Annotated in this window: 17 protein-coding genes; 15 read left to right on the forward strand and 2 right to left on the reverse strand. The window is 46.6% G+C overall.

The features are described 5' to 3' along the window. The first annotated feature begins 531 nt into the window (after positions 1-531). From Q4Q57_RS18580 to Q4Q57_RS18600, 5 genes are all read left to right on the forward strand, one after another. Positions 532-978, forward strand: coding sequence for a hypothetical protein (locus tag Q4Q57_RS18580; protein WP_311891670.1), 447 nt, complete (start codon positions 532-534; stop codon positions 976-978). Continuing rightward, on the forward strand, positions 978-1,526 hold the full coding sequence (locus Q4Q57_RS18585; protein ID WP_311891671.1) for a hypothetical protein: 549 nt from the start codon (positions 978-980) through the stop codon (positions 1,524-1,526). Before Q4Q57_RS18580 ends, Q4Q57_RS18585 begins: the two co-directional genes overlap by 1 nt. An 847-nt stretch (positions 1,527-2,373) precedes the next feature. Then, positions 2,374-2,787, forward strand: a complete 414-nt coding sequence (locus Q4Q57_RS18590) for a septal ring lytic transglycosylase RlpA family protein (protein WP_311891672.1) — start codon at positions 2,374-2,376, stop codon at positions 2,785-2,787. A 289-nt stretch (positions 2,788-3,076) separates the two neighbouring features. Beyond that, positions 3,077-3,934, forward strand: a complete 858-nt coding sequence (locus Q4Q57_RS18595; protein ID WP_311891673.1) for a sulfurtransferase — start codon at positions 3,077-3,079, stop codon at positions 3,932-3,934. A 99-nt stretch (positions 3,935-4,033) separates the two neighbouring features. Beyond that, entirely contained in the window at positions 4,034-4,546 is a 513-nt protein-coding gene (locus Q4Q57_RS18600) for a DUF2937 family protein (RefSeq protein WP_012588299.1), read from the forward strand. 271 nt (positions 4,547-4,817) lie between these two features. On the opposite strand, the gene Q4Q57_RS18605 is transcribed toward Q4Q57_RS18600, so the two are convergent. Continuing rightward, positions 4,818-6,125 carry an FAD-binding oxidoreductase gene (locus tag Q4Q57_RS18605; protein WP_311891674.1) on the reverse strand — a complete coding sequence of 436 codons (1,308 nt, stop codon included), beginning with the start codon at positions 6,123-6,125 and terminating at the stop codon, positions 4,818-4,820. A 236-nt stretch (positions 6,126-6,361) separates the two neighbouring features. Here Q4Q57_RS18605 and Q4Q57_RS18610 point away from each other — a divergent pair, with 236 nt between their 5' ends. The 10 genes from Q4Q57_RS18610 to gabT all read left to right on the forward strand — a co-directional run bounded on the left by Q4Q57_RS18610 (position 6,362) and on the right by gabT (position 18,840). Next, positions 6,362-6,910, forward strand: coding sequence for a cupin domain-containing protein (locus Q4Q57_RS18610; protein ID WP_028760885.1), 549 nt, complete (start codon positions 6,362-6,364; stop codon positions 6,908-6,910). Between the two features lie 711 nt (positions 6,911-7,621). Continuing rightward, entirely contained in the window at positions 7,622-8,383 is a 762-nt protein-coding gene (locus tag Q4Q57_RS18615) for a gamma-glutamyl-gamma-aminobutyrate hydrolase family protein (RefSeq protein ID WP_006080695.1), read from the forward strand. Between the two features lie 2 nt (positions 8,384-8,385). Next, a complete protein-coding gene (locus Q4Q57_RS18620; protein WP_063884501.1) occupies positions 8,386-9,741 on the forward strand; it encodes a glutamine synthetase family protein in 1,356 nt (451 codons plus the stop codon). 601 nt (positions 9,742-10,342) lie between these two features. Continuing rightward, positions 10,343-11,443 (forward strand): polyamine ABC transporter substrate-binding protein, encoded by a 1,101-nt coding sequence (locus Q4Q57_RS18625; RefSeq protein WP_311891675.1) that lies wholly within the window; start codon positions 10,343-10,345, stop codon positions 11,441-11,443. Positions 11,444-11,621: 178 nt separating this feature from the next. Next, entirely contained in the window at positions 11,622-12,758 is a 1,137-nt protein-coding gene (gene potA, locus Q4Q57_RS18630; protein WP_006080699.1) for a polyamine ABC transporter ATP-binding protein, read from the forward strand. Continuing rightward, on the forward strand, positions 12,755-13,660 hold the full coding sequence (locus tag Q4Q57_RS18635) for an ABC transporter permease subunit (RefSeq protein ID WP_006080701.1): 906 nt from the start codon (positions 12,755-12,757) through the stop codon (positions 13,658-13,660). Before potA ends, Q4Q57_RS18635 begins: the two co-directional genes overlap by 4 nt. Continuing rightward, positions 13,657-14,472 carry an ABC transporter permease subunit gene (locus Q4Q57_RS18640; protein WP_006080702.1) on the forward strand — a complete coding sequence of 272 codons (816 nt, stop codon included), beginning with the start codon at positions 13,657-13,659 and terminating at the stop codon, positions 14,470-14,472. The genes Q4Q57_RS18635 and Q4Q57_RS18640 overlap by 4 nt, the downstream gene beginning before the upstream one ends. A gap of 262 nt (positions 14,473-14,734) precedes the next feature. After that, positions 14,735-16,021: an FAD-binding oxidoreductase gene (locus tag Q4Q57_RS18645; protein ID WP_311891676.1), complete on the forward strand. Its 1,287-nt coding sequence runs from the start codon at positions 14,735-14,737 to the stop codon at positions 16,019-16,021. A 60-nt stretch (positions 16,022-16,081) separates the two neighbouring features. Continuing rightward, positions 16,082-17,530, forward strand: a complete 1,449-nt coding sequence (gene gabD / locus Q4Q57_RS18650; protein WP_106649773.1) for an NADP-dependent succinate-semialdehyde dehydrogenase — start codon at positions 16,082-16,084, stop codon at positions 17,528-17,530. Positions 17,531-17,562: 32 nt separating this feature from the next. After that, positions 17,563-18,840 carry a 4-aminobutyrate--2-oxoglutarate transaminase gene (gene gabT / locus Q4Q57_RS18655; protein WP_311891677.1) on the forward strand — a complete coding sequence of 426 codons (1,278 nt, stop codon included), beginning with the start codon at positions 17,563-17,565 and terminating at the stop codon, positions 18,838-18,840. Positions 18,841-18,967: 127 nt separating this feature from the next. On the opposite strand, the gene Q4Q57_RS18660 is transcribed toward gabT, so the two are convergent. Then, the gene (locus Q4Q57_RS18660) at positions 18,968-19,975 is read right to left on the reverse strand and encodes an LLM class flavin-dependent oxidoreductase (RefSeq protein WP_311891678.1); all 1,008 of its coding nucleotides are present in this window, start codon (positions 19,973-19,975) and stop codon (positions 18,968-18,970) included. Between the last annotated feature and the right edge of the window lie 406 nt (positions 19,976-20,381).

The raw sequence follows: 20,381 nt of genomic DNA on the forward strand, positions 1-20,381 counted from the left end.
CCTCTTTCTGATGAGTTTTAGCGACTACATCGTGGCCCATTGCGAGGCCGATTTAAAGTGGATGGGTCCATTCCATTATCCATGCCGCCAACGGTCACTGGTACAACAATACCAATCCTCACTAAGCTTTTCGCTGTTCGTTTAGCTAAAAAGCTATTGCCCCAAAGCAAGATAACTTTATCGTCAGTTTGCAGTATGAATTGTCATTGCTTCCCCAGTGACACGCCATAAACTCGTCCCTGAGGGCTCGACGGCTGCATCCATCCCGCCAACGGTCACTGTTGCAACAATGCCAATCCTCACTAACCCACTCGCTTTTCATTCAGCTAAAAAGCTATTGCCCCAAAACCATTTAGAATTATTACTCATTAAAGTTTTGTATACCTGAATTTTTTCCTTCACTAAGCTAATGTGAATCAAGACTGGTAAGCCCAATCAAAGTAAAACAATGCGATACACTAATATTTGCAGAGCCCTTTTCATTGGATTACAATAACTTAATTACATATTGACATAGTTAGGATAAGGACGTTGATAAGCAAAAAGGGACAAAACAAAAAAAATGCTACCGTAGTGCTTGGCAGCGGGCTTCAATCTAGGCGCGTCAGAGAAGAGTTACTAAAACTTGCCAGAGTAAGTAATCTATCGCTCGAGCAAGTTACGGCAAGGGTCTTGAAGTATGGTATCTATAATAGACTGTCCATCGTACAACAAGATATCAGAGCTGAAAGTGTTCTTATTAAAGAACACCCTAAATTAAGAGAAGCTACTAATGTAAGAATAGTGGTAGATGCTCAAACAAAATCAGAGCTTGTAACAATCTCCACAAAGAACTGTCTTACTCTACTTCAAGCATACAATAACGTTCTAGACGCTACTCTAGCAGCTTCTAAACGCGATAGGTCGGTCGTCGATAGAATTATAAAAGTAGACCCTATAGAACCGTGGCCAAACGAAATAAAAAGAGAGCTTAAGTAATGGCTAATCGTACGAAATTTGAGAACATTTACGACGAGTTCAGAACTCTCGAGCTCAACAAAGAGTATTATGGCGCAAGAGCTCAATCGGTAAAGAACAAGCTGTTAGCCATGGATATTATCCTTGCTTTAGCTGGTAGTGTCTCTGCATTGGCTAGCATTAAATGGTGGACTGCAGAGATCTGTGGGGTGGTAATTGGTCCATATTTACTGGCTTTCGGAGCTTTGGTTGCGGTAATCCTTGGTGTAGTTCGTCCATACTTGAAACTAGAAGATGAGCACGCCCGTTTATCAAGCATGCAAGGCTCGTATAGCGCTATTTCTCACGTAATGAAGGATGTTGTAAACGACATCAAAATTAAACAGGATGTATCTGAGGTATCTCAAGCTGTTTATTCTTCACTACGTCAAGTTCGCGGCTCTCTGAGCTCCAAAGAGGACTCACCTGAGAACCGAAAATTAATCATTAAAAAGCAACAAGAAGTTCTCCAACGATATCCGATTAGCTTTTTTTATTACCCTAAGGAAGGCGATCAAGGTAAAGATTGATTTTCAGGCTATTGGCGCCTCAAATTCGATCAACCCTTAACTATCCGACGATAAAACGAAGAGCAGCGCATTTCTTATTTAGTTTCAGGCTAATGCGCTGCATCTAAGTAACTCTTAAATTAATATAGCATCAGGTTATCAATCTTTAACTTCTGGTTTTCACCATACACTTTACTACATCAATCTGCTTTAACAATGACAGCATTAACCAATCAACACTAGAAAAGTAAGCTCTCATTATCCGATTGGATTGGAACAGCACTGTTACTGATCTTCACCGTTAATATTTGACACCAAGTTATCCGACCCTCCATATATGTAGTTATTTGATTATTGATAATTTAACAAAGCCGCTAACACGGAAATGTCCCAAAGCGTGCTGCGTAAAGCTTTTAAATCTGCAGGTTACACTAATGCCAAAAAGGTGAGTCATGGTGATTAGCGAGACGACCGTCCGCCCCATGGATGGGGCGGTCGAGCATCCAGGGAGGGACTTGCTGGGTGTCGGTGAGTGAACATCATGGCTTGCCCATTAGTAGGGGCCAGCATTTAAGTTACCAAACAAGTTATTTAGTCGTACTAGGCCTCTATTTTTAACGCTATTCTGTCTGTTTTTAAGTCAGTATGTCCGCAACCTTTTGACTTCAAACCGAGAGTATTCACCTGTAAATACGTGATTTTAGAGTGCAACTGCTGTAGCCTCGTGGAAATTTATTGTTTCTTGTTCTGATCTTTTAGGATGCAAGCTTCGAGCTTTGCCATATAAGGTTGTTGATTATTTTCCCCGTGACTTTTGCTGAGTCTTTCGCTCGTCAGCAAAGCGTTCACTCATTAGAGAGGGTGTCATGTGAATGCACTTCAAAACCTAATTAAGCAGTTCAATTTCGTCAAACTAACTGTGCTGGCATTGCTAAGTTTTTTGGCTGGCTGTTCTTCAATGCAGACGGGTGAAAATGGTAACTGGGTGGGATTCACTGAATCGGGTCAGGCTTCCTTTTATGGGGATAAACATCAAAATAAGCAGACGGCTAGCGGTGAACTTTACAAACATAAATTAAAGACGGCGGCGCATAAAAAGTTACCCTTTGGTTCGAGCGTTAAGGTCACCAATGTTGATAATGGCAAAAGTGTGATTGTAAAAATCAATGATAGAGGGCCTTTCGTGCGTGGCCGCATTATTGATCTGTCTAAATCGGCGTTCAGTAGCATAGGCAACACTTCCTCTGGTTTGATTGACGTGAAAATTGAAGTGATTAAGTAGCGGCTATTTCGAAAGCAGCTGTCTAGAAAAGAACTGTTGCGAAAAGGGCTATCTCGAACACGGCCATATCGAAAAGATCGTTTTGAAAGCCGCATCTTAAAAATGAGCAGTTTGAAAGCACTCTCTTCAAAATATGGCTTCGCCGCAATTTAATGATTGAGTGCATAAAATCGAGTCGACGCTTTTGAATAAAATCCCAAAGCAGACAATTTGTTAAGCCGATGTTTGGGCTTTACGGCATTTGGTGAGAGACTAGCGGCAGACTTGGATAACAGTAAAAGGACCCGCTATGGAATACCCACTAGTAAGTACGCAGTGGCTCGAAGCATACCTCACCGATCCCCATTTAGTATTGCTCGATGCCAGTATGGAAACCGTTATTGGTAAAGAACCCCTGGTTTACGATGAGCCTATTTGCATTCCGCGCTCACGTCGATTCGACTTGGAAAATGTGTTTTGCGATAAAACTTCAACTCAAATCCATGCCTTGCCGACGTTTGAGCAATTCATCCAAGGGATAGCGCAACTTGGGATAGAGGCCGACAGTGTTATCGTTATCTATGATAATCAAGGCATTTATTCAGCCCCACGGGCGTGGTGGACCTTTAAAGTCATGGGTTTTAATCGAGTCTATGTACTCGATGGTGGCTTGCCTCAGTGGATTGAAGAAGACCGCATCACCTCATCGCGTTATCAAGCCGAAGGCGTCGATTACGGCCCGACGGATATCGATACATTAGCTGATGTGCTGCAATACCACCCCGAGCGGGTGATGGATGCCGAGGCCGTGTTATCACGTATCGAAGATGCCGAAACCGCGATTGTCGATGCCCGTGGTGCGCCACGCTTTTTAGGCCAAGTGAGTGAGCCGCGCCCCGGTGTGCGCTCAGGACATATTCCTCGCTCGGTTAACTTACCCTTCGCTCAAGTGCTCGATGGCAATAAAATCAAAACGACCAGTGAGTTACAGGCTATTTATCAAGGGCTAGCAGCAGACAAGTCCGCAAGGATATTCAGCTGTGGCTCTGGGATTACGGCGTGTATTTTGATCTTGGCTTCGGTTGCGGCAGGGCATACACATCCCATCCTCTATGATGGCTCGTGGGCGGATTGGGGCAGTCGTACCGATCTGCCGATTGAGTGCTAATTGTACCGTGCATTGATTGAGTCAGCTCAGTTTTGAGCATTATGTCTTTGCAGTGTCGTAACCCCTGCGTTGTTTGGCTAGATCACCAAGGAGGATCCCTTGATTGGTAGATTGATTGATAAGTTGGTTTTTGGGTTGATTCTTGTGATTGCCTTGCAGTTGCCGCAACTGGCTGATCATTATCAGCAATTTCTCGCTGGACTCTATGCATCGACCCAATGGCAGGTAGAAGGTTACGAGGCAACGGCTAAGGAATATCATTATGCCGATGCTGAGGCCATGATTGCTCGTCACCAGCAAAATGAAGAGCCTAGCGTGCGTGCCGACGCCGAGCAAAAGGTACAGACAATCGAGCTTTATAAAGAGTTAACACAAGGCTTGGCGATTTTTAACACGGGCAATTTGTTTGAGAAAACTGCCTATATGTTTAATCCCGTTCGCTTTGATTATCTTGAGAAAACCGTCAGTAACTTTAAGCCAGGAATACCTTTAACCACCAGTGGGATTGGCTTTGGCGTTGTGGTGGCGTTAGTCGTGCATTATCTCGGGTCAATCCCTTTTATCCTGTGGGCAAGGCGTAGAAAGCGGCAGAGATTAGCGAGAGCAAATTAGCTTTTAAAAGTCGTTATGGTTCTCAGACCGAGGCTATATCTTAGGCGAGGCTTAGTGTTGTTGCAGCTTTAATAGTAAAGAATGACTTGCATCTAAATGACTCGCATCTAAATGACTCGCATCTAAATGACGAGTGGTTAAATGGCTCGCGCATATGACAATGATGCCCATCGGATTGTATATCCGATGGGCATCATGCGTTATGGCTTAAAACCAGTTCTTAAAACCAGCCTTTAAAATCTGTTCTTTAAAAAGTGCTTTAAATAAGCTTTTAAAACAAGTCTTTAAATCTGTGATACAGCATGCCAGCCGCGAGCATAGGCGAGCGGAATGTCGGGCCGCCGGGGAAGGTCATGTGTTTGATTTTTGCGAACACATCGAAATGTCCCGCTTGTTGGCAAATGGCCTCGGCCAGTAGCTTTGCCGCCATGTGAGTGGCATTCACGCCATGTCCTGCATAGGCTTGGGCGTAGAAAATATTATTGGCATCGGGCAGGCGACCAATTTGTGGCATACGGTTCGCCCCAATACCTATCATGCCGCCCCATTCATAATCGATACGCACGCCTTTTAACTGCGGGAACACCTTCTCCAGATTCGGTCTCAGTGCTGCATCAATATCTCTGGGGTCTTTACCTGAGTAAGTACAAAGGCCACCAAACAGCAGTCGACGATCTGCGGATAAGTGAAAGTAATCTAAGGCAATTCGCATATCGGCGAAGGCCATATTCTGCGGGATAATGCTCGCGCATTGGGCCTCAGTTAAGGGCTCTGTCGCCAATAAATAACTGCCAGCGGGCAACACTTTCCCCCCAACAAAACTGTTAAGTTTGTGGCCAATATAGGCATTGCCAGCCAGAACTAAGTATTGGCAAGTGACTTCGCCCTTGGCGGTCATGACCTTAGGTTTAGTGCCTTGAATGATTTTTTCGGCGGCGCTGTATTCAAACAACTGCACGCCCAGATTACGGGCGACGCGTGCCTCACCCAGAGCAAGATTCAGCGGGTGTAAATGGCCGCTGCCCATATCAACCAGCGCACCTTGATAAAAATCTGAGCCTATGACTTCTCCTAATTGTGGCTTAGTTAACAGCTTGATTTCTTGCTGATAACCCATGGCCTTGAGTGCGCTAAATTCTTCTTCAAGCTCATCCATGTGACGAGGTTTAACCGCTAAGTCGCAGTAACCCATTTGCAGATCGCAGTCGATACTGTGTTCTCGTATGCGATTTCGCACTATCTCGACGGCTTCAAAGCCCATCTGTTGAATTGCTTGAACACCTTCAGTGCCGATTTCACTTTGAAATTGTGCAGGGTCATGGCCTATGCCGCGAATGAGTTCGCCGCCATTACGCCCCGATGCGCCCCAGCCAATTCGCCTCGCTTCTAACAGCACGACACTCATACCACGCTGCGCGAGTTCTATGGCGGTATTGATACCGCTAAAGCCGCCGCCCACGATACAGACATCGGCATTGATATTGCCTTCGAGTTGTGGGTGAGCGTAAATTTCTTTAGCAGTATCAACATAATAAGAGTGTGGATACTGTTCACTGTGCACTGGAGGTTTGCTTGCCATTATGGCTCCCAAAAATTGTTTTTATTGTAAATTGGACTTGTCTCAGTATACTCATCACACTTTTAACATGACGCAAAAAAGTGTTCGTTTTATTTAACACGCTTTTTATGTAGAATACAATGAAAGCAGTAAAACACGCGCTTTTTGGGCGAAAATGCGTTCTGGATGGTGTTTATCCTGAACAACCTGTTCGTCATCTATCGGGATTGACCCGAGCCTTTAGGGGGATGTGAAATTTGGATATTGGAGCCAGCCTCAAAACTGTTCGAAAAATGAAAGGCTTATCTCAACGAGAATTAGCCAAACGTGCTGGTGTGACTAACAGTACGATTTCAATGATCGAGAAAAACAGTGTTAGCCCGTCAGTCAGCTCTTTAAAAAAAGTGCTGTCGGGTATCCCGATGTCTTTAGTGGACTTTTTCTCCATTGAAGCCTCAACGGATAGTGAGCAAAAGGTCGTCTATCGATCCAATGAATTACTGAATATCGGTACTGGACCACTTGAATTTAAACTGATCGGTCGTGATTACCCGAACCGCGCAATGTCAGTGATGAATGAGATTTATCCACCCGGTTCAGATACGGGTGAAGAGATGCTAAAGCACGAAGGTGAAGAGGCCGCTATGGTGATAGAAGGTAAATTCGAACTCACTGTTGGGGATGAAGTGTATATTTTGGAAGCGGGTGACAGTTATTATTTTAACAGTGAATTGCCCCATAGATTCCGCAATCCCTTCGATGAACCTTGTCGCCTAGTGAGTGCGACTACGCCTGCAAACTTCTAATTAAGTCATTAACTTACCCTATTATTCAACATATTAGGCCACTTACTCACTAAAAGTGAGTGGCGTAATACTGTTATTCAACACAACTGCGTATTTATACCAATCACATTAAATATCTAATCCGTTCAGAGCCTCACAGGTATTTCAATCCAAGGCGCATTGACGCAGAAATGGTCATTCCCTTTTAAGTCAATGCCACGGGAGTGGGATGCCTGTGAGGCTCCCGAAGGGCGGCTGATGTTCACTACATGGCAACGCGCTTTATACTGCGTTCAAGGCTTTCGACAGAGTACCACTATGCCTTCAAGCCTTCGCCTTGTCTAAAGCGCGTTGAACTCCCGCTGAATGAACAGATATTTAATACGATTGGTATTACCTACTTTTTAACCCTGTCATATTGGTTATATATCCTCTTCTTTGTGTAAATAATATTGGTTCAAATTTAGCGCGAATACGGTTTAATTTACGCTGCTAAAAGTGAGCTTTTTGCCAGCTTAAGCACTATTTTATTCACATGAAATAACATTAAATAACCAAAATATGGGTTTAACTACATGTTATTTATGCTTATTAAACATAAGTGGATGAAATAATCTTTAACAAGTGCTTAACCTCTTGCCTAGTATGAAATTTCGGTGTACTGTGTGAAAAAATGAACATTTAAAGACAAAGTGTTCGTTATGCTAGTAAAACGAATTCTAAAGGTGAGATATGTCAGCCGATTTGCCCCTCATAGGTGTTATTGCTTGTAATCAACAACTGGGTTCACATCCCTTTAATATTGTTGGTGAAAAATACCTTTTAGGTGTAGTTAATGGCGCGAAAGGCTGGCCGTTAGTGATCCCATCGTTAGGTGGCGATTTACCGATAGACACGATTTTAGAACGTCTTGACGGTATTTTGTTTACTGGCTCTCCTTCTAATGTAGAACCCCATCTTTATGCAGGCCAACCGAGCGAGCTTGGTACACACCATGATCCTAAACGTGATGCGACGACTTTGCCGCTGATCCACGCCGCTATTGCTGCTGGGGTACCTGTATTAGGTATTTGTCGCGGTTTTCAAGAAATGAATGTGGCCTTTGGTGGCAGTTTGCACCAGAAGTTATATGAGGTGGGTGGCTTTATTGAACATAGAGAAGATAAAACCGCATCCTTAGATGTGCAATATGGGGCTTCTCACAGTATTACTGTTGAGCCCGGGGGGCTTATTTACGAGGCCTGGGGCCGTAACTCTGCAGAGGTCAACTCTGTGCATACTCAAGGCGTGGAGCGTCTGGGTGTTGGGTTGCGGCCAGAAGCTTATGCTCCAGATGGGTTAGTGGAGGCTTTCTCCGTAATAGGTACTAAAGAATTTGCCCTCGGTGTGCAATGGCATCCAGAGTGGAAGGTGAGCGAAAATCCGTTTTACCTCTCCCTTTTCAATGCCTTCGGTGATGCATGCCGGCGCAGGGCTACAACTCGAGTGAAATAATAATGAATAAGCTAATCGCTTTTTTAAAAGAACGAAAAATCACAGAAGTCGAATGTGTTATCAGTGACATGACTGGCATCGCCCGCGGCAAGATTGCTCCAGTCGATAAGTTTCTCGATGAAAAAGGCATGCGTTTGCCCGAAAGCGTGCTGTTACAAACCGTCACCGGCGATTTTGTGAATGAAGATGTTTACTACAGCTTGCTCGATGCAGCCGACATCGATTTTGTCTGTGTTCCCGATGAAAACGCTGTCTTTATGTTGCCTTGGACCATCGAAGCCACGGCGCAGGTGATCCACGATTGCTACGACAGAATGGGTAATCCGATTGAGCTGTCACCACGTAACGTACTGAAAAAAGTCTTGTCTCTCTATGACGAACAGGGCTGGGAACCGGTTATCGCTCCTGAAATGGAGTTCTATTTGACCCGTCGTAGTGACGACCATGATTTACCCCTAAAGCCACCTATTGGCCGTTCAGGTCGCCCCGAAGCGGGTCGCCAGTCTTTCTCTATCGATGCTGCCAACGAATACGATCCTATGTTTGAAGACATGTATGATTGGTGTGAGCTTCAAGGTTTAGATATCGATACCTTAATCCATGAAGATGGCCCAGCTCAGATGGAGATTAACTTCAGCCACGGCAATCCATTGTCCCTTGCTGATCAAGTGTTTATCTTTAAACGCACCTTGCGCGAAGCGGCACTGAAGCACGATGTTTGCGCTACCTTTATGGCTAAACCTGTGACTGACGAACCTGGTAGTGCAATGCACATTCACCAGAGTGTGATCAATAAAGAGACGGGCAAAAATATTTTCACCAATGAAGATGGCACTAAGAGCCAGTTATTCTTGGGATATATTGCCGGTCTGCAAAAATTCATCCCTGAGTTGCTGCCGCTGATGGCGCCCAATGCAAACTCTTTCCGTCGTTTCCTACCCGGTACTTCGGCGCCAGTGAACTTAGAGTGGGGCGATGAAAACCGCACCTGTGGATTACGTATTCCCGAGTCTTCGCCACAAAACCGTCGTATCGAAAACCGGATTCCCGGTGCCGATGCAAACTGTTATTTGGCCATTGCCGCGAGCTTATTGTGTGGTTATATCGGTATGGTTGAGGAGCTAAAACCTTCTACGCCAGTGCAAGGTAAAGCCAACGAAAGCCGCAGCAACAACACCCATTGTTTACCGCTTACCTTAGAAGAAGCCTTAGCGGCGATGGAAGAAAGTGATGCCTGTAAGGAGTATTTAGGTGAAGCCTTCACCACAGGTTTTGTGGCGGTGAAACAGGCTGAACTTGAAAACTTCCGCCGTGTGGTCAGTTCATGGGAACGTGAATTCCTATTGCTCACTGTGTAATGTTTTTGGATTAAGTGCACTAGCTGTGTTACCGCGTTAACCCAAGGAAAACTGAGGTTAACGTCGGTCATCCCAAGACTGAGCTTTGCACTGTTTTAGTGATATTGCACCCAACCGGTGCAACTCACTTGTTAAATAATCTGATGGTTTTTAATGGCTTGTTGATTAAAGTGATTATTCAATTCAGATGTGTGTCCGCAAGAAAAGTGAAATAGGCCTAACTGTTTTAAGTCGCTCGTTTGCTAGAGTCGCTAACTAATTGTTAGTCATATTTAAAATGTGTTTTATCTTAGTGGTTTTTGCGATTGCTTAGGGACTTGAGGCATTTGCCTTAATGTTGCAATATGTATAAGCAGTGTCATATCTAGTCTAATTTTTTGAGTGTTAATGCAATACTGATGCCTCGAAAATTTGGCACGAAACCTGATACTTAACAAATTGCAGCAAGATATAAAGCTGGCATGGATCCCGTGCCGTAGAGACTGCCGATGCGGTTTGTAAGGTGTAGCATTGGTCGAAAATAACAACAATATCCGGATAGCCCGGTGACACAATGTCAGAATTTGCTTAAGCAATTCTGCTACCCGAGAAAGGAGAAAGCATGAAGCTATTTAATAAGATGACCACTCTAGCTCTGGTCACTGCGAGCGTATTAGCGAGCGCAGCGGCCCAAGCGGAAGAAGTGGTTCGCGTGTATAACTGGTCAGATTATATCGCGGAAGATACCTTAGAAAACTTCAAGAAAGAAACGGGCATTCGGGTAATTTACGATGTGTTCGATAGTAACGAAGTGCTTGAGGCTAAATTACTGTCTGGTCGTAGTGGCTACGATATCGTTGTCCCTTCTAACCATTTTCTCGCTAAGCAAATCAAAGCGGGTGCTTTCAAACCTTTAGACCGCGCTAAGCTACCTAACTTCAAAAATTTAAATCCTGCTCTGATGAAGCTACTTGAGAAAGCCGATCCGGGTAACCAGTATGCCGTGCCTTATTTATGGGGAACCAATGGTATTGGTTACAACATAGATAAAGTGAAAGCGGCTGTGGGTGAAGATGCGCCATTTAACTCAATGGAACTGATCTTCAATCCTAAATATGCTGAAAAAATCTCTAAGTGTGGTTTTGCTATGCTGGACTCTGCCGACGATATGGTGCCTCAAGCACTGATTTATTTAGGTTTAGATCCCAACAGTTCCAACCCAAGCGATTATGAAAAAGCCGGTGAGTTACTGGAAAAAATCCGTCCTTACGTGACCTATTTCCACTCATCCCGCTACATTTCTGACTTAGCAAACGGTGATATTTGTGTGGCCTTTGGTTTCTCTGGTGACGTATTCCAAGCTAAAGCACGTGCTGAAGAGGTGGGTAATGGCAATAAGATTGGTTACTCGATTCCAAAAGAAGGCGCTAACCTGTGGTTTGATATGTTAGCTATCCCTGCGGATTCAACTAACGCAGATAATGCACTGACGCTGATTAACTATTTCCTCCGTCCAGAAGTCATAGCGCCTATCTCTAACTATGTGGCCTATGCTAACCCGAACGATCCTGCACAACCTCTGGTTGATGAGGCTATCCGCACCGATCCCGCGATTTATCCACCACAAGAAGTGTTAGATAAACTTTATATTGGTGAAATCCGTCCTTTGAAAATCCAACGCGTATTAACCCGTGTTTGGACCAAAGTGAAGTCAGGACAATAGTCGATAAGGGGCAAGCCTAGCTTGCCCCTAGCTTGGCAGACTTGCTATGTCCAATCCTATGCATAGTTCATCCACGTATAGGATTTGACACAGTTTGGTTAACCTCTTTTCATTCATTAATCGTGTTGAACCCAGAGTTTGAGCGTATTGACGCATCATTTTCGGGTGGAGAAGTACTATGGCAATCACCTCGGGCGTCACCAATAAACCGACAACAAAGACGCAAGAAAAAGTACTGCTCAGAATTGAGCGGGTAAGCAAGTTATTCGATGACGTACGGGCTGTCGACGACGTGTCATTAACCATCAATAAAGGCGAAATCTTTGCCTTACTCGGCGGCTCAGGCTCGGGTAAGTCGACGTTATTGCGTATGTTAGCGGGATTTGAAAAGCCCACCTCTGGCCGTATTTTCCTCGATGGCGAAGACATCACAGATTTACCCCCATACGAACGTCCGATCAATATGATGTTCCAATCCTATGCTCTGTTTCCCCACATGACAGTGGCGCAAAACATTGCCTTTGGTTTGAAGCAAGACAAGTTACCTAAGGCCGAAATTGAGCAGCGTGTACAAGATATGCTCAAGTTAGTGCACATGGAGCAGTATGGTAAACGTAAGCCACATCAGTTATCCGGTGGTCAACGTCAGCGTGTTGCCTTGGCCCGTTCACTGGCAAAAAGGCCGAAATTATTACTGCTCGATGAGCCTATGGGCGCATTGGACAAAAAACTGCGTACCCAGATGCAACTCGAAGTGGTTGAAATTCTTGAGCGTGTCGGTGTGACCTGCGTGATGGTGACCCACGATCAGGAAGAAGCCATGACAATGGCGGGACGCATTTCCATTATGAGCGACGGTTGGATTGCCCAAACAGGCTCGCCCATGGACATTTACGAAAGCCCGAACAGCCGCATGATTGCCGAGTTTATCGGCACTGTGAACTTGTTTGGTGGCGCGATTGAAGTGGATGAAGTCGACCATTTGATCATTAAACCTAATGAGTTGGCTCAATCTTTCTATGTTGGTTACGGGGTGTCGACCAACGTAGAAGACAAAAATGTGTGGTTAGCTGTGCGTCCCGAAAAGACCATTATTAGCCGCGAACAGCCTGAAGGTCAGTACAACTGGGCCAAGGGAATCGTACACGATATCGCGTATTTAGGCGGTATTTCAGTGTATTACATTCGTTTAGAGAATGGTCAAATCGTCCAGTGCAGTATGACTAACCGTGAACGACGCGCCGATCATGCCACATGGGATGACGAAGTGTTCATCAGTTGGGAGGACACCAGTGGCGTGGTGTTGAGATCATGAAGATACCGACTAAATTAAAGTGGCTCAAAGGCCGCATTTGGACCATAGGCATACCCTATGCTTGGCTGTTATTGTTCTTTGCCTTGCCATTTGCGATTGTCCTTAAACTGAGTTTTTCGACGGCGGCGATTGCGATCCCGCCCTATGAAGCCACGTTCCAATATGCCGATGATGTGTTAAATATCTTCCTGCATTTTGGTAACTATTTGATGTTGCTTGATGATTCGCTGTATTACATGGCGTATCTCAGCTCATTGAAAATGGCGTTAATCTCGACTATCGGCTGTTTGATTATTGGCTATCCAATGGCCTATGCGATTGCCCGTGCGCCAGCGCGTTTGCAAACTGTATTGCTGCTGTTAGTCATGTTGCCTTCTTGGACCTCATTTTTAATCCGGGTTTACGCTTGGATGGGGATCTTAAGTAACACAGGGATCATCAACCATTCGCTGATGTGGCTGGGAATCATCTCTGAGCCGTTACAAATCCTCAATACCAATATTGCCGTGTATATCGGCATTATCTATGCGTATTTACCTTTTATGATTTTGCCTTTGTACGCCACCTTAGTGAAACTCGATATGAGTTTGATTGAAGCCGCGTCTGACTTAGGCTCAAGCCGTTTAAATACCTTCTGGAAAATCACTTTCCCGCTGTCAAAAAGCGGTGTGATTGCCGGTTCTATGTTGGTGTTTATTCCTGCTGTGGGTGAGTTTGTGATCCCTGAGCTACTCGGTGGTCCAGATTCCTTAATGATAGGTCGAGTCTTATGGCAAGAATTCTTCAATAACCGCGACTGGCCTGTGGCTTCGTCACTGGCGATTGTAATGCTGGGCTTATTGATTATTCCTATTACCTTATTCCATCGCTATCAGGCGCGTAGTTTGGAGAAAGACCTATGAAAAAGTTAAGTTTTTCTTCAGCGATGTTGTGGTTTGGCTTGTTCTTCCTTTATGCACCTATGTTAGTGCTGGTGATTTACTCCTTTAACGACTCTAAATTAGTGACGGTATGGGGCGGATTTTCACCTAAATGGTACGGCGAGTTATTTCAAGACCAACAGATTTTAGACGCAGTATGGACCAGCCTGCGGATAGCCTTTTATAGCTCAACCATGGCGGTCATTATTGGCACTATGGCAGCCTTTGTGATGACGCGCTTTAAGCGTTCATGGGCGAAGCTGACATTATCGAACATGATCACAGCACCGCTGGTTATGCCAGAGGTGATCACGGGTCTGTCTTTGCTACTGCTATTTGTGCACATGGCCGACTTGTTTGGTTGGCCTAAAGAGCGCGGCATGTTGACTGTGTGGATTGCGCATTCGACCTTCTGCGCTGCCTATGTGGCTGTGGTTGTGTCGTCAAGATTGCGCGAGCTGGACATGTCTATCGAAGAAGCGGCAATGGACTTAGGCGCAACCCCGCTTAAGACCTTCTTCCTCATCACAGTGCCTATGATTTCGCCGGCGCTGGTGGCGGGTTGGTTGTTGTCATTCAGTTTGTCCTTGGACGATTTAGTGATCGCAAGCTTTGCCTCGGGCCCAGGTGCAACGACGCTGCCTATGGTGGTGTTCTCCTCAGTACGTTTAGGGGTTTCGCCTAAGATCAACGCCTTAGCGACGCTGATCATTCTGTGTGTTTCGTTAATCGCCTTCTTGTCTTGGTATATGGCAAGGCGGGCAGAGAAACGCGACCGCACACCGATGAACTAGTTTGCTTAATCTTGGGGTGGCTTTGGTATTGCCAAAGCCACCCTTGTTAATTGTCACCGCTTCCATCATCCGCTTCGCTTTGCAGGCCAGTTCTGCTACTCGACACCATTAGCATGACATCACTGCGCTTAAGATTATTGCGTGTTTGAAATATCAAACAAAATGTAAATTATTACACTTTTCTGGCTAGTGTTTCGTTTTCTGAAGGTGTAGGATGTGATGGCTGTTTAAAATAATGAACATTAGAATTCAAGGGAACAACATGTCTGCCATAGCTCACGCTGGATCATATTATGCGGCATCGGCCAACGATAAGGTTGAACGTCCGCGCCTAGAGGAATCGATTGAAGCCGATGTTTGTGTGATTGGCGCGGGTTATACGGGCCTTTCTGCTGCGCTGCATTTATTAGAATCTGGCTTTAGTGTGGTGGTGTTAGAAGCCGCTCGCATTGGCTGGGGCGCCTCGGGCCGTAATGGCGGACAAATCGTCAATAGTTTTAGCCGTGACATTGATACTATTGAAAAAACAGTCGGCAAAGAACAAGGTAAACTCTTTGGCCAAATGGCCTTTGAGGGCGGAAAAATCATCCGCGATCGGATTGCTAAGTACAACATTCAATGCGATCTAAAAGATGGCGGCGTGTTTGCTGCGATGAACGAAAAACAAATGGGTCATCTGCGCCATCAAAAGCAACTGTGGGAAAGCCACGGTCATGTGAATCAGCTCGAACTTCTCGATGCTAAAGGCATTCGCGGTGTGGTAAATACTGAGCGCTATGTCGGTGGTCTGCTCGATAAAAGCGGCGGCCATATTCACCCGCTTAACTTAGCTCTTGGCGAAGCGCGTGCGGTCGAATCCCTCGGCGGCAAGATTTTTGAAGACTCAGCAGTGCTGAGTGTCGATGAAGGCGATAGCCCAGTTGTGCATACGGCGCAGGGCAGTGTCAAAGCCAAGTTTGTGGTCGTAGCGGGTAACGCCTATTTAGGTAAGTTAATGCCAGAGTTGCAGGCGAAATCTATGCCCTGCGGCACGCAAGTGATTACCACTGAGCCTTTGAGCGACGATCTGGCGGCGAGCTTATTGCCGCAGGATTACTGTGTCGAAGACTGTAACTATCTGCTCGATTATTTCCGCCTGTCTGGCGACAAGCGGATGATTTACGGCGGCGGCGTAGTGTATGGTGCCCGTGATCCGGCGGATATCAAGTCGATCATTATTCCGAACATGCTCAAAACCTTTCCGCAATTAAAAGATGTGAAGATCGATTATGCCTGGACAGGTAACTTTCTGCTGACGCTGTCGCGCCTGCCACAGGTCGGTCGTATCGGTAAGAACATCTATTATTCACAGGGTTGCAGTGGCCACGGTGTCACTTATACCCATCTGGCGGGCAAGTTACTGGCCGAAATGCTCAATGGCCAAGCCACGCGCTTCGATGCCTTTGCCGCATTGCCACATTATCCCTTCCCCGGTGGTCACGCACTTCGCGTCCCTTTTAGTGCTATCGGAGCTTGGTATTACACTTTGAGAGACAAATTAGGTATCTAGTCTGTTTCATTTATTTTCATTCGAGGCAAGTGATTGCCTCACTAATGCGAGGACGTCCTTGTGTTGCTAAAAGATCCGAGTTTGCTGCGTCAACAATGTTATATCAATGGCCAGTGGTGTGATGCCGAGTCGAAAGAGACTGTTGCCATCGCCAATCCTGCTACGGGCGCTGTGATTGCAAGCGTCCCTGTAATGGGGCAAGTCGAAACCCAAGCTGCGATTAAAGCGGCGGAAGCGGCGCTGCCAGCTTGGCGAGCGCTTACAGCCAAAGAGCGCGGCGCTAAGTTAAGGCGTTGGTTTGAATTACTCAATGAAAACAGTGATGACTTAGCATTGCTCATGACGACTGAGCAGGGTAAACCGCTGGCAGAAGCTAAAGGTGAAGTAACCTATGCCGCTTCGTTTATCGAGTGGTTTGCCGAAGAAGCGAAACGTATCTATGGCGATACCATTCCCGGGCATCAAGGGGATAAACGCTTGATGGTGATTAAGCAGCCCGTTGGCGTAACGGCGGCGATTACGCCGTGGAACTTCCCTGCGGCGATGATCACTCGCAAAGCGGCTCCGGCTCTCGCTGCGGGTTGTACTATGGTGGTTAAGCCTGCGCCGCAAACGCCGTTTACCGCATTAGCCTTGGCCGAACTTGCCGAGCGTGCGGGCATTCCGGCAGGGGTGTTCAGTGTGGTCACAGGCGATGCCGTCGCGATTGGTAATGAAATGTGCAGCAACCCGATAGTGCGTAAGTTGTCGTTCACTGGCTCGACCAATGTCGGCATTAAGCTGATGGAGCAATGTGCGCCAACTCTTAAAAAATTATCTTTAGAATTAGGCGGTAATGCGCCATTTATCGTGTTTAACGATGCCAATATCGATGCCGCTGTCGAAGGCGCCATGATCGCTAAGTACCGTAATGCCGGCCAAACCTGCGTCTGCGCTAACCGTATATATGTGCAAGATGGCGTATACGATGAATTCGCCCTAAAACTCAGCACTGCTGTGGGCAAGCTCAAAGTCGGAGAGGGCATCAAGGAGGGCGTCACAACGGGCCCGCTGATCAATGCTGCCGCAGTCGAAAAAGTGCAAAGTCACCTTGTCGATGCCATTGCCAAAGGCGCATCAGTGGTCGCTGGCGGCAAAGTCCATGACCTTGGCGGTAATTTCTTCGAGCCAACCGTGCTCACTAATGTCGATAAAAGCATGCGTGTCGCCCGTGAAGAGACCTTTGGTCCACTTGCGCCGCTGTTTAAATTCAGTGATGTCGACGATGTGATTAAACAAGCTAACGATACGGAATTTGGCCTCGCCGCTTATTTCTATGGTCGCGATATTTCACTGGTGTGGAAAGTCGCCGAAGCCTTGGAATACGGCATGGTTGGGGTCAACACTGGCTTGATTTCGACGGAAGTGGCTCCCTTTGGTGGGATGAAATCTTCAGGGCTTGGCCGTGAAGGTTCTAAGTTCGGCATCGAAGAATATTTAGAAATGAAGTACATCTGCATGTCCGTTTAATACGGTCCGATTTGGCGTGTGAGGAACACTAAATGACAACAACCAATGATTCATTGATGGCACGTCGCCAAGCCGCAGTTGCGGGTGGTGTCGGGCAAATTCACCCTATTTTTACCGCTCGCGCCGAAAATGCGACTGTGTGGGACGTTGAAGGTCGCGAGTTTATTGACTTTGCGGGCGGCATTGCCGTGCTTAATACCGGTCATCTTCACCCTAAAGTGAAGGCGGCGGTTGCAGCTCAGCTGGATAATTTCTCCCACACTTGTTTTATGGTGCTCGGTTACGAGAGCTATATCCAAGTGTGTGAAAAGCTTAATCAATTGGTGCCAGGGGATTTTGCTAAGAAGACGGCATTATTTACCAGTGGCTCAGAAGCGGTTGAAAATGCAGTTAAAGTGGCGCGAGCCTATACCAAACGTGCTGGCGTGATTGCGTTTACGTCTGGCTACCATGGTCGCACTATCGCGGCCTTGGCATTGACCGGAAAAGTCGCGCCTTACAGTAAAGGTATGGGGCTGATGTCGGCGAATGTGTTCCGCGCTGAGTTCCCCTGCGAGCTGCACGGCGTGTCCGATGACGATGCTATGGCCTCGATTGAACGTATCTTTAAAAATGATGCCGAGCCAAGTGATATCGCCGCCATTATTTTAGAGCCAGTGCAGGGCGAGGGCGGTTTCTACGCCGCATCACCCGCCTTTATGCAGCGCCTGCGCGCACTGTGCGACCGTGAAGGCATTATGCTGATCGCCGATGAAGTGCAAACGGGCGCAGGCCGTACTGGCACTTTCTTCGCTATGGAACAAATGGGCGTGGCTGCGGATATCACGACTTTTGCTAAATCTATCGCGGGTGGTTTCCCTCTTTCGGGGATTACCGGCCGCGCGCAAGTGATGGATGCGATTGGTCCGGGTGGTCTTGGCGGTACGTATGGTGGCAGCCCGTTAGCGTGCGCCGCAGCGCTTGCTGTTATTGAAGTGTTTGAAGAAGAAAAGCTGTTAGACCGCGCCAATACCATAGGTGAGCGCATTAAGTCTGCCCTGAATGTGATGCAGGTCGAACATCCACAAATCGCCGATGTGCGTGGTTTAGGCGCTATGATCGCCATCGAACTGATGGAAGAGGGCAAACCTGCGCCGCACTATTGCGCGCAAGTGTTGAGCGATGCCCGTGACCGTGGATTGATTTTATTATCCTGCGGCACTTACGGTAATGTGCTGCGTATTTTGGTGCCATTAACCGCGCCGGATGCACAAATTGATGCAGGCCTTGGTATCCTCAAAACCAGCTTCGATGCCGTACTGAAAAGCTAATTTTGCTTTGATATAAAGCTGTTTTAGATGATAGTTTTACATAATACAAATCCCGCTTCGGCGGGATTTTTTATGGAAGTTGTTTTGACTGTCGATGACTTTCAGCACGAGTCAGTTTACTGAATCGCTACTGTTTAATCTCCATTAGGATCTGCAGCGCTTTTTTGCGTTTATCAAGGTCATACAAGTCATTAGTGAAGATAAACTCATTCACGCCGAGTTCTTTGACGATCATTTCCAAACGATGCTTAATCGTCGCTGGGCCGCCAATGACAGATAAACCTAAGAAATTATCGACATAGGTTTCTTCCTGCGCACTCCATAAGCCATCCATAGTGTCAACCGGAGGTTTTAACCATAACTCGTGACCACGGATAAGCGCCAGTACGCGCTGTTTCGAGGTCGTGCCCAGAAATTGCGCCTCTTCATCAGTGTCGGCGGCAACGAGCGGCAAACCTAACATCACATACGGCTTATCAAGCACTTGAGAAGGTTTAAAGTCGCGGCGATAGATTTCAATCGCATCGTAGAGAAAACGGGGTGCAAAGTGGCCTGCAAACACATAGGGCAAACCGCGCTGCGCCGCTAACTGTGCGCTAAAGAGACTCGAGCCCAATAACCAAATCGGCACATTGGTGCCTTCTCCAGGAATCGCTCGCACCGTATGGCGACGATTGTAAGGGCCGAGTAAGGTTTGTAATTCACTGACTTCTTCAGGGAATTGTTCGGCGCGGCTGATATCGCGGTTCAGTGCTCGGCTGGTAACTTGATCGCTGCCCGGTGCGCGTCCCAGTCCTAAATCGATGCGACCAGGATAGAGACTTTCAAGGGTACCGAACTGTTCGGCAACCACTAACGGCGCATGGTTTGGCAGCATAATGCCACCCGCGCCGACGCGAATACGCTGCGTATTGCCAGCAATATAACCAATTAATACTGAAGTCGCCGCGCTGGCGATACCGGGCATATTGTGGTGTTCGGCAAACCAAAAACGATTAAAGCCGAGGCGATCGGCTTCCTTGGCATACTGCAAACTGTTGTGCAGCGTTTCACCCACAGTCGAACCTTGGCGCATGGGCGCGAGTTCCAATAGCGAGAAGGGAATATCGGCCAATATTGATGTCTGTTGTGACATAGTGTCTCCAAGTGACTGCCGTCTTTTGCTAGCGAAAACATTCGGCGCTAACAGTGTTAGTCGCATTGCTAGTGGCATTGTTAGGCGCATAGCGAAGAACAAGCGTTAACGGCTCAGTCTTGATGAATAAAAAGGTATTCAGTGATATTGATATGGGGCTAAGTACTGTGCTTCTCAAGCTTGAACGGCTAACTCTTTTCCCCATTCGTTATTTCATTAGTCATGTCAATTTGAGTTTGCACTTGAGCAGCGCTATTAAACCAGATGCGTCCGAGTCCATACTTGCTTTGTAACAAATCGAGACGGTGAAGTCATCCCAGCGTGAGGGACGATAATGTGGAACTGAAGATCTTATTCTCAGCAACTCAGCGCTAGGGCTGTCACTGTGGGATTGGGTGACGTTTGC

This window comes from Shewanella sp. SP2S2-6 (assembly GCF_031931965.1).
In the GTDB taxonomy this organism is placed as follows: Bacteria; Pseudomonadota; Gammaproteobacteria; order Enterobacterales; family Shewanellaceae; genus Shewanella; species Shewanella baltica.

Excerpts from the sequence above, each read along its gene's own strand:
- Q4Q57_RS18620 (WP_063884501.1), top strand. The coding sequence starts at position 8,386 with ATGAATAAGCTAATCGCTTTTTTAAAAGAACGAAAAATCACAGAAGTC.
- potA (WP_006080699.1), top strand. The coding sequence starts at position 11,622 with ATGGCAATCACCTCGGGCGTCACCAATAAACCGACAACAAAGACGCAA.
- Q4Q57_RS18645 (WP_311891676.1), top strand. The coding sequence starts at position 14,735 with ATGTCTGCCATAGCTCACGCTGGATCATATTATGCGGCATCGGCCAAC.
- Q4Q57_RS18605 (WP_311891674.1), bottom strand. The coding sequence starts at position 6,125 with ATGGCAAGCAAACCTCCAGTGCACAGTGAACAGTATCCACACTCTTAT.
- Q4Q57_RS18595 (WP_311891673.1), top strand. The coding sequence starts at position 3,077 with ATGGAATACCCACTAGTAAGTACGCAGTGGCTCGAAGCATACCTCACC.
- Q4Q57_RS18660 (WP_311891678.1), bottom strand. The coding sequence starts at position 19,975 with ATGTCACAACAGACATCAATATTGGCCGATATTCCCTTCTCGCTATTG.
- gabT (WP_311891677.1), top strand. The coding sequence starts at position 17,563 with ATGACAACAACCAATGATTCATTGATGGCACGTCGCCAAGCCGCAGTT.
- Q4Q57_RS18640 (WP_006080702.1), top strand. The coding sequence starts at position 13,657 with ATGAAAAAGTTAAGTTTTTCTTCAGCGATGTTGTGGTTTGGCTTGTTC.
- Q4Q57_RS18585 (WP_311891671.1), top strand. The coding sequence starts at position 978 with ATGGCTAATCGTACGAAATTTGAGAACATTTACGACGAGTTCAGAACT.
- Q4Q57_RS18615 (WP_006080695.1), top strand. The coding sequence starts at position 7,622 with ATGTCAGCCGATTTGCCCCTCATAGGTGTTATTGCTTGTAATCAACAA.
- Q4Q57_RS18625 (WP_311891675.1), top strand. The coding sequence starts at position 10,343 with ATGAAGCTATTTAATAAGATGACCACTCTAGCTCTGGTCACTGCGAGC.
- Q4Q57_RS18635 (WP_006080701.1), top strand. The coding sequence starts at position 12,755 with ATGAAGATACCGACTAAATTAAAGTGGCTCAAAGGCCGCATTTGGACC.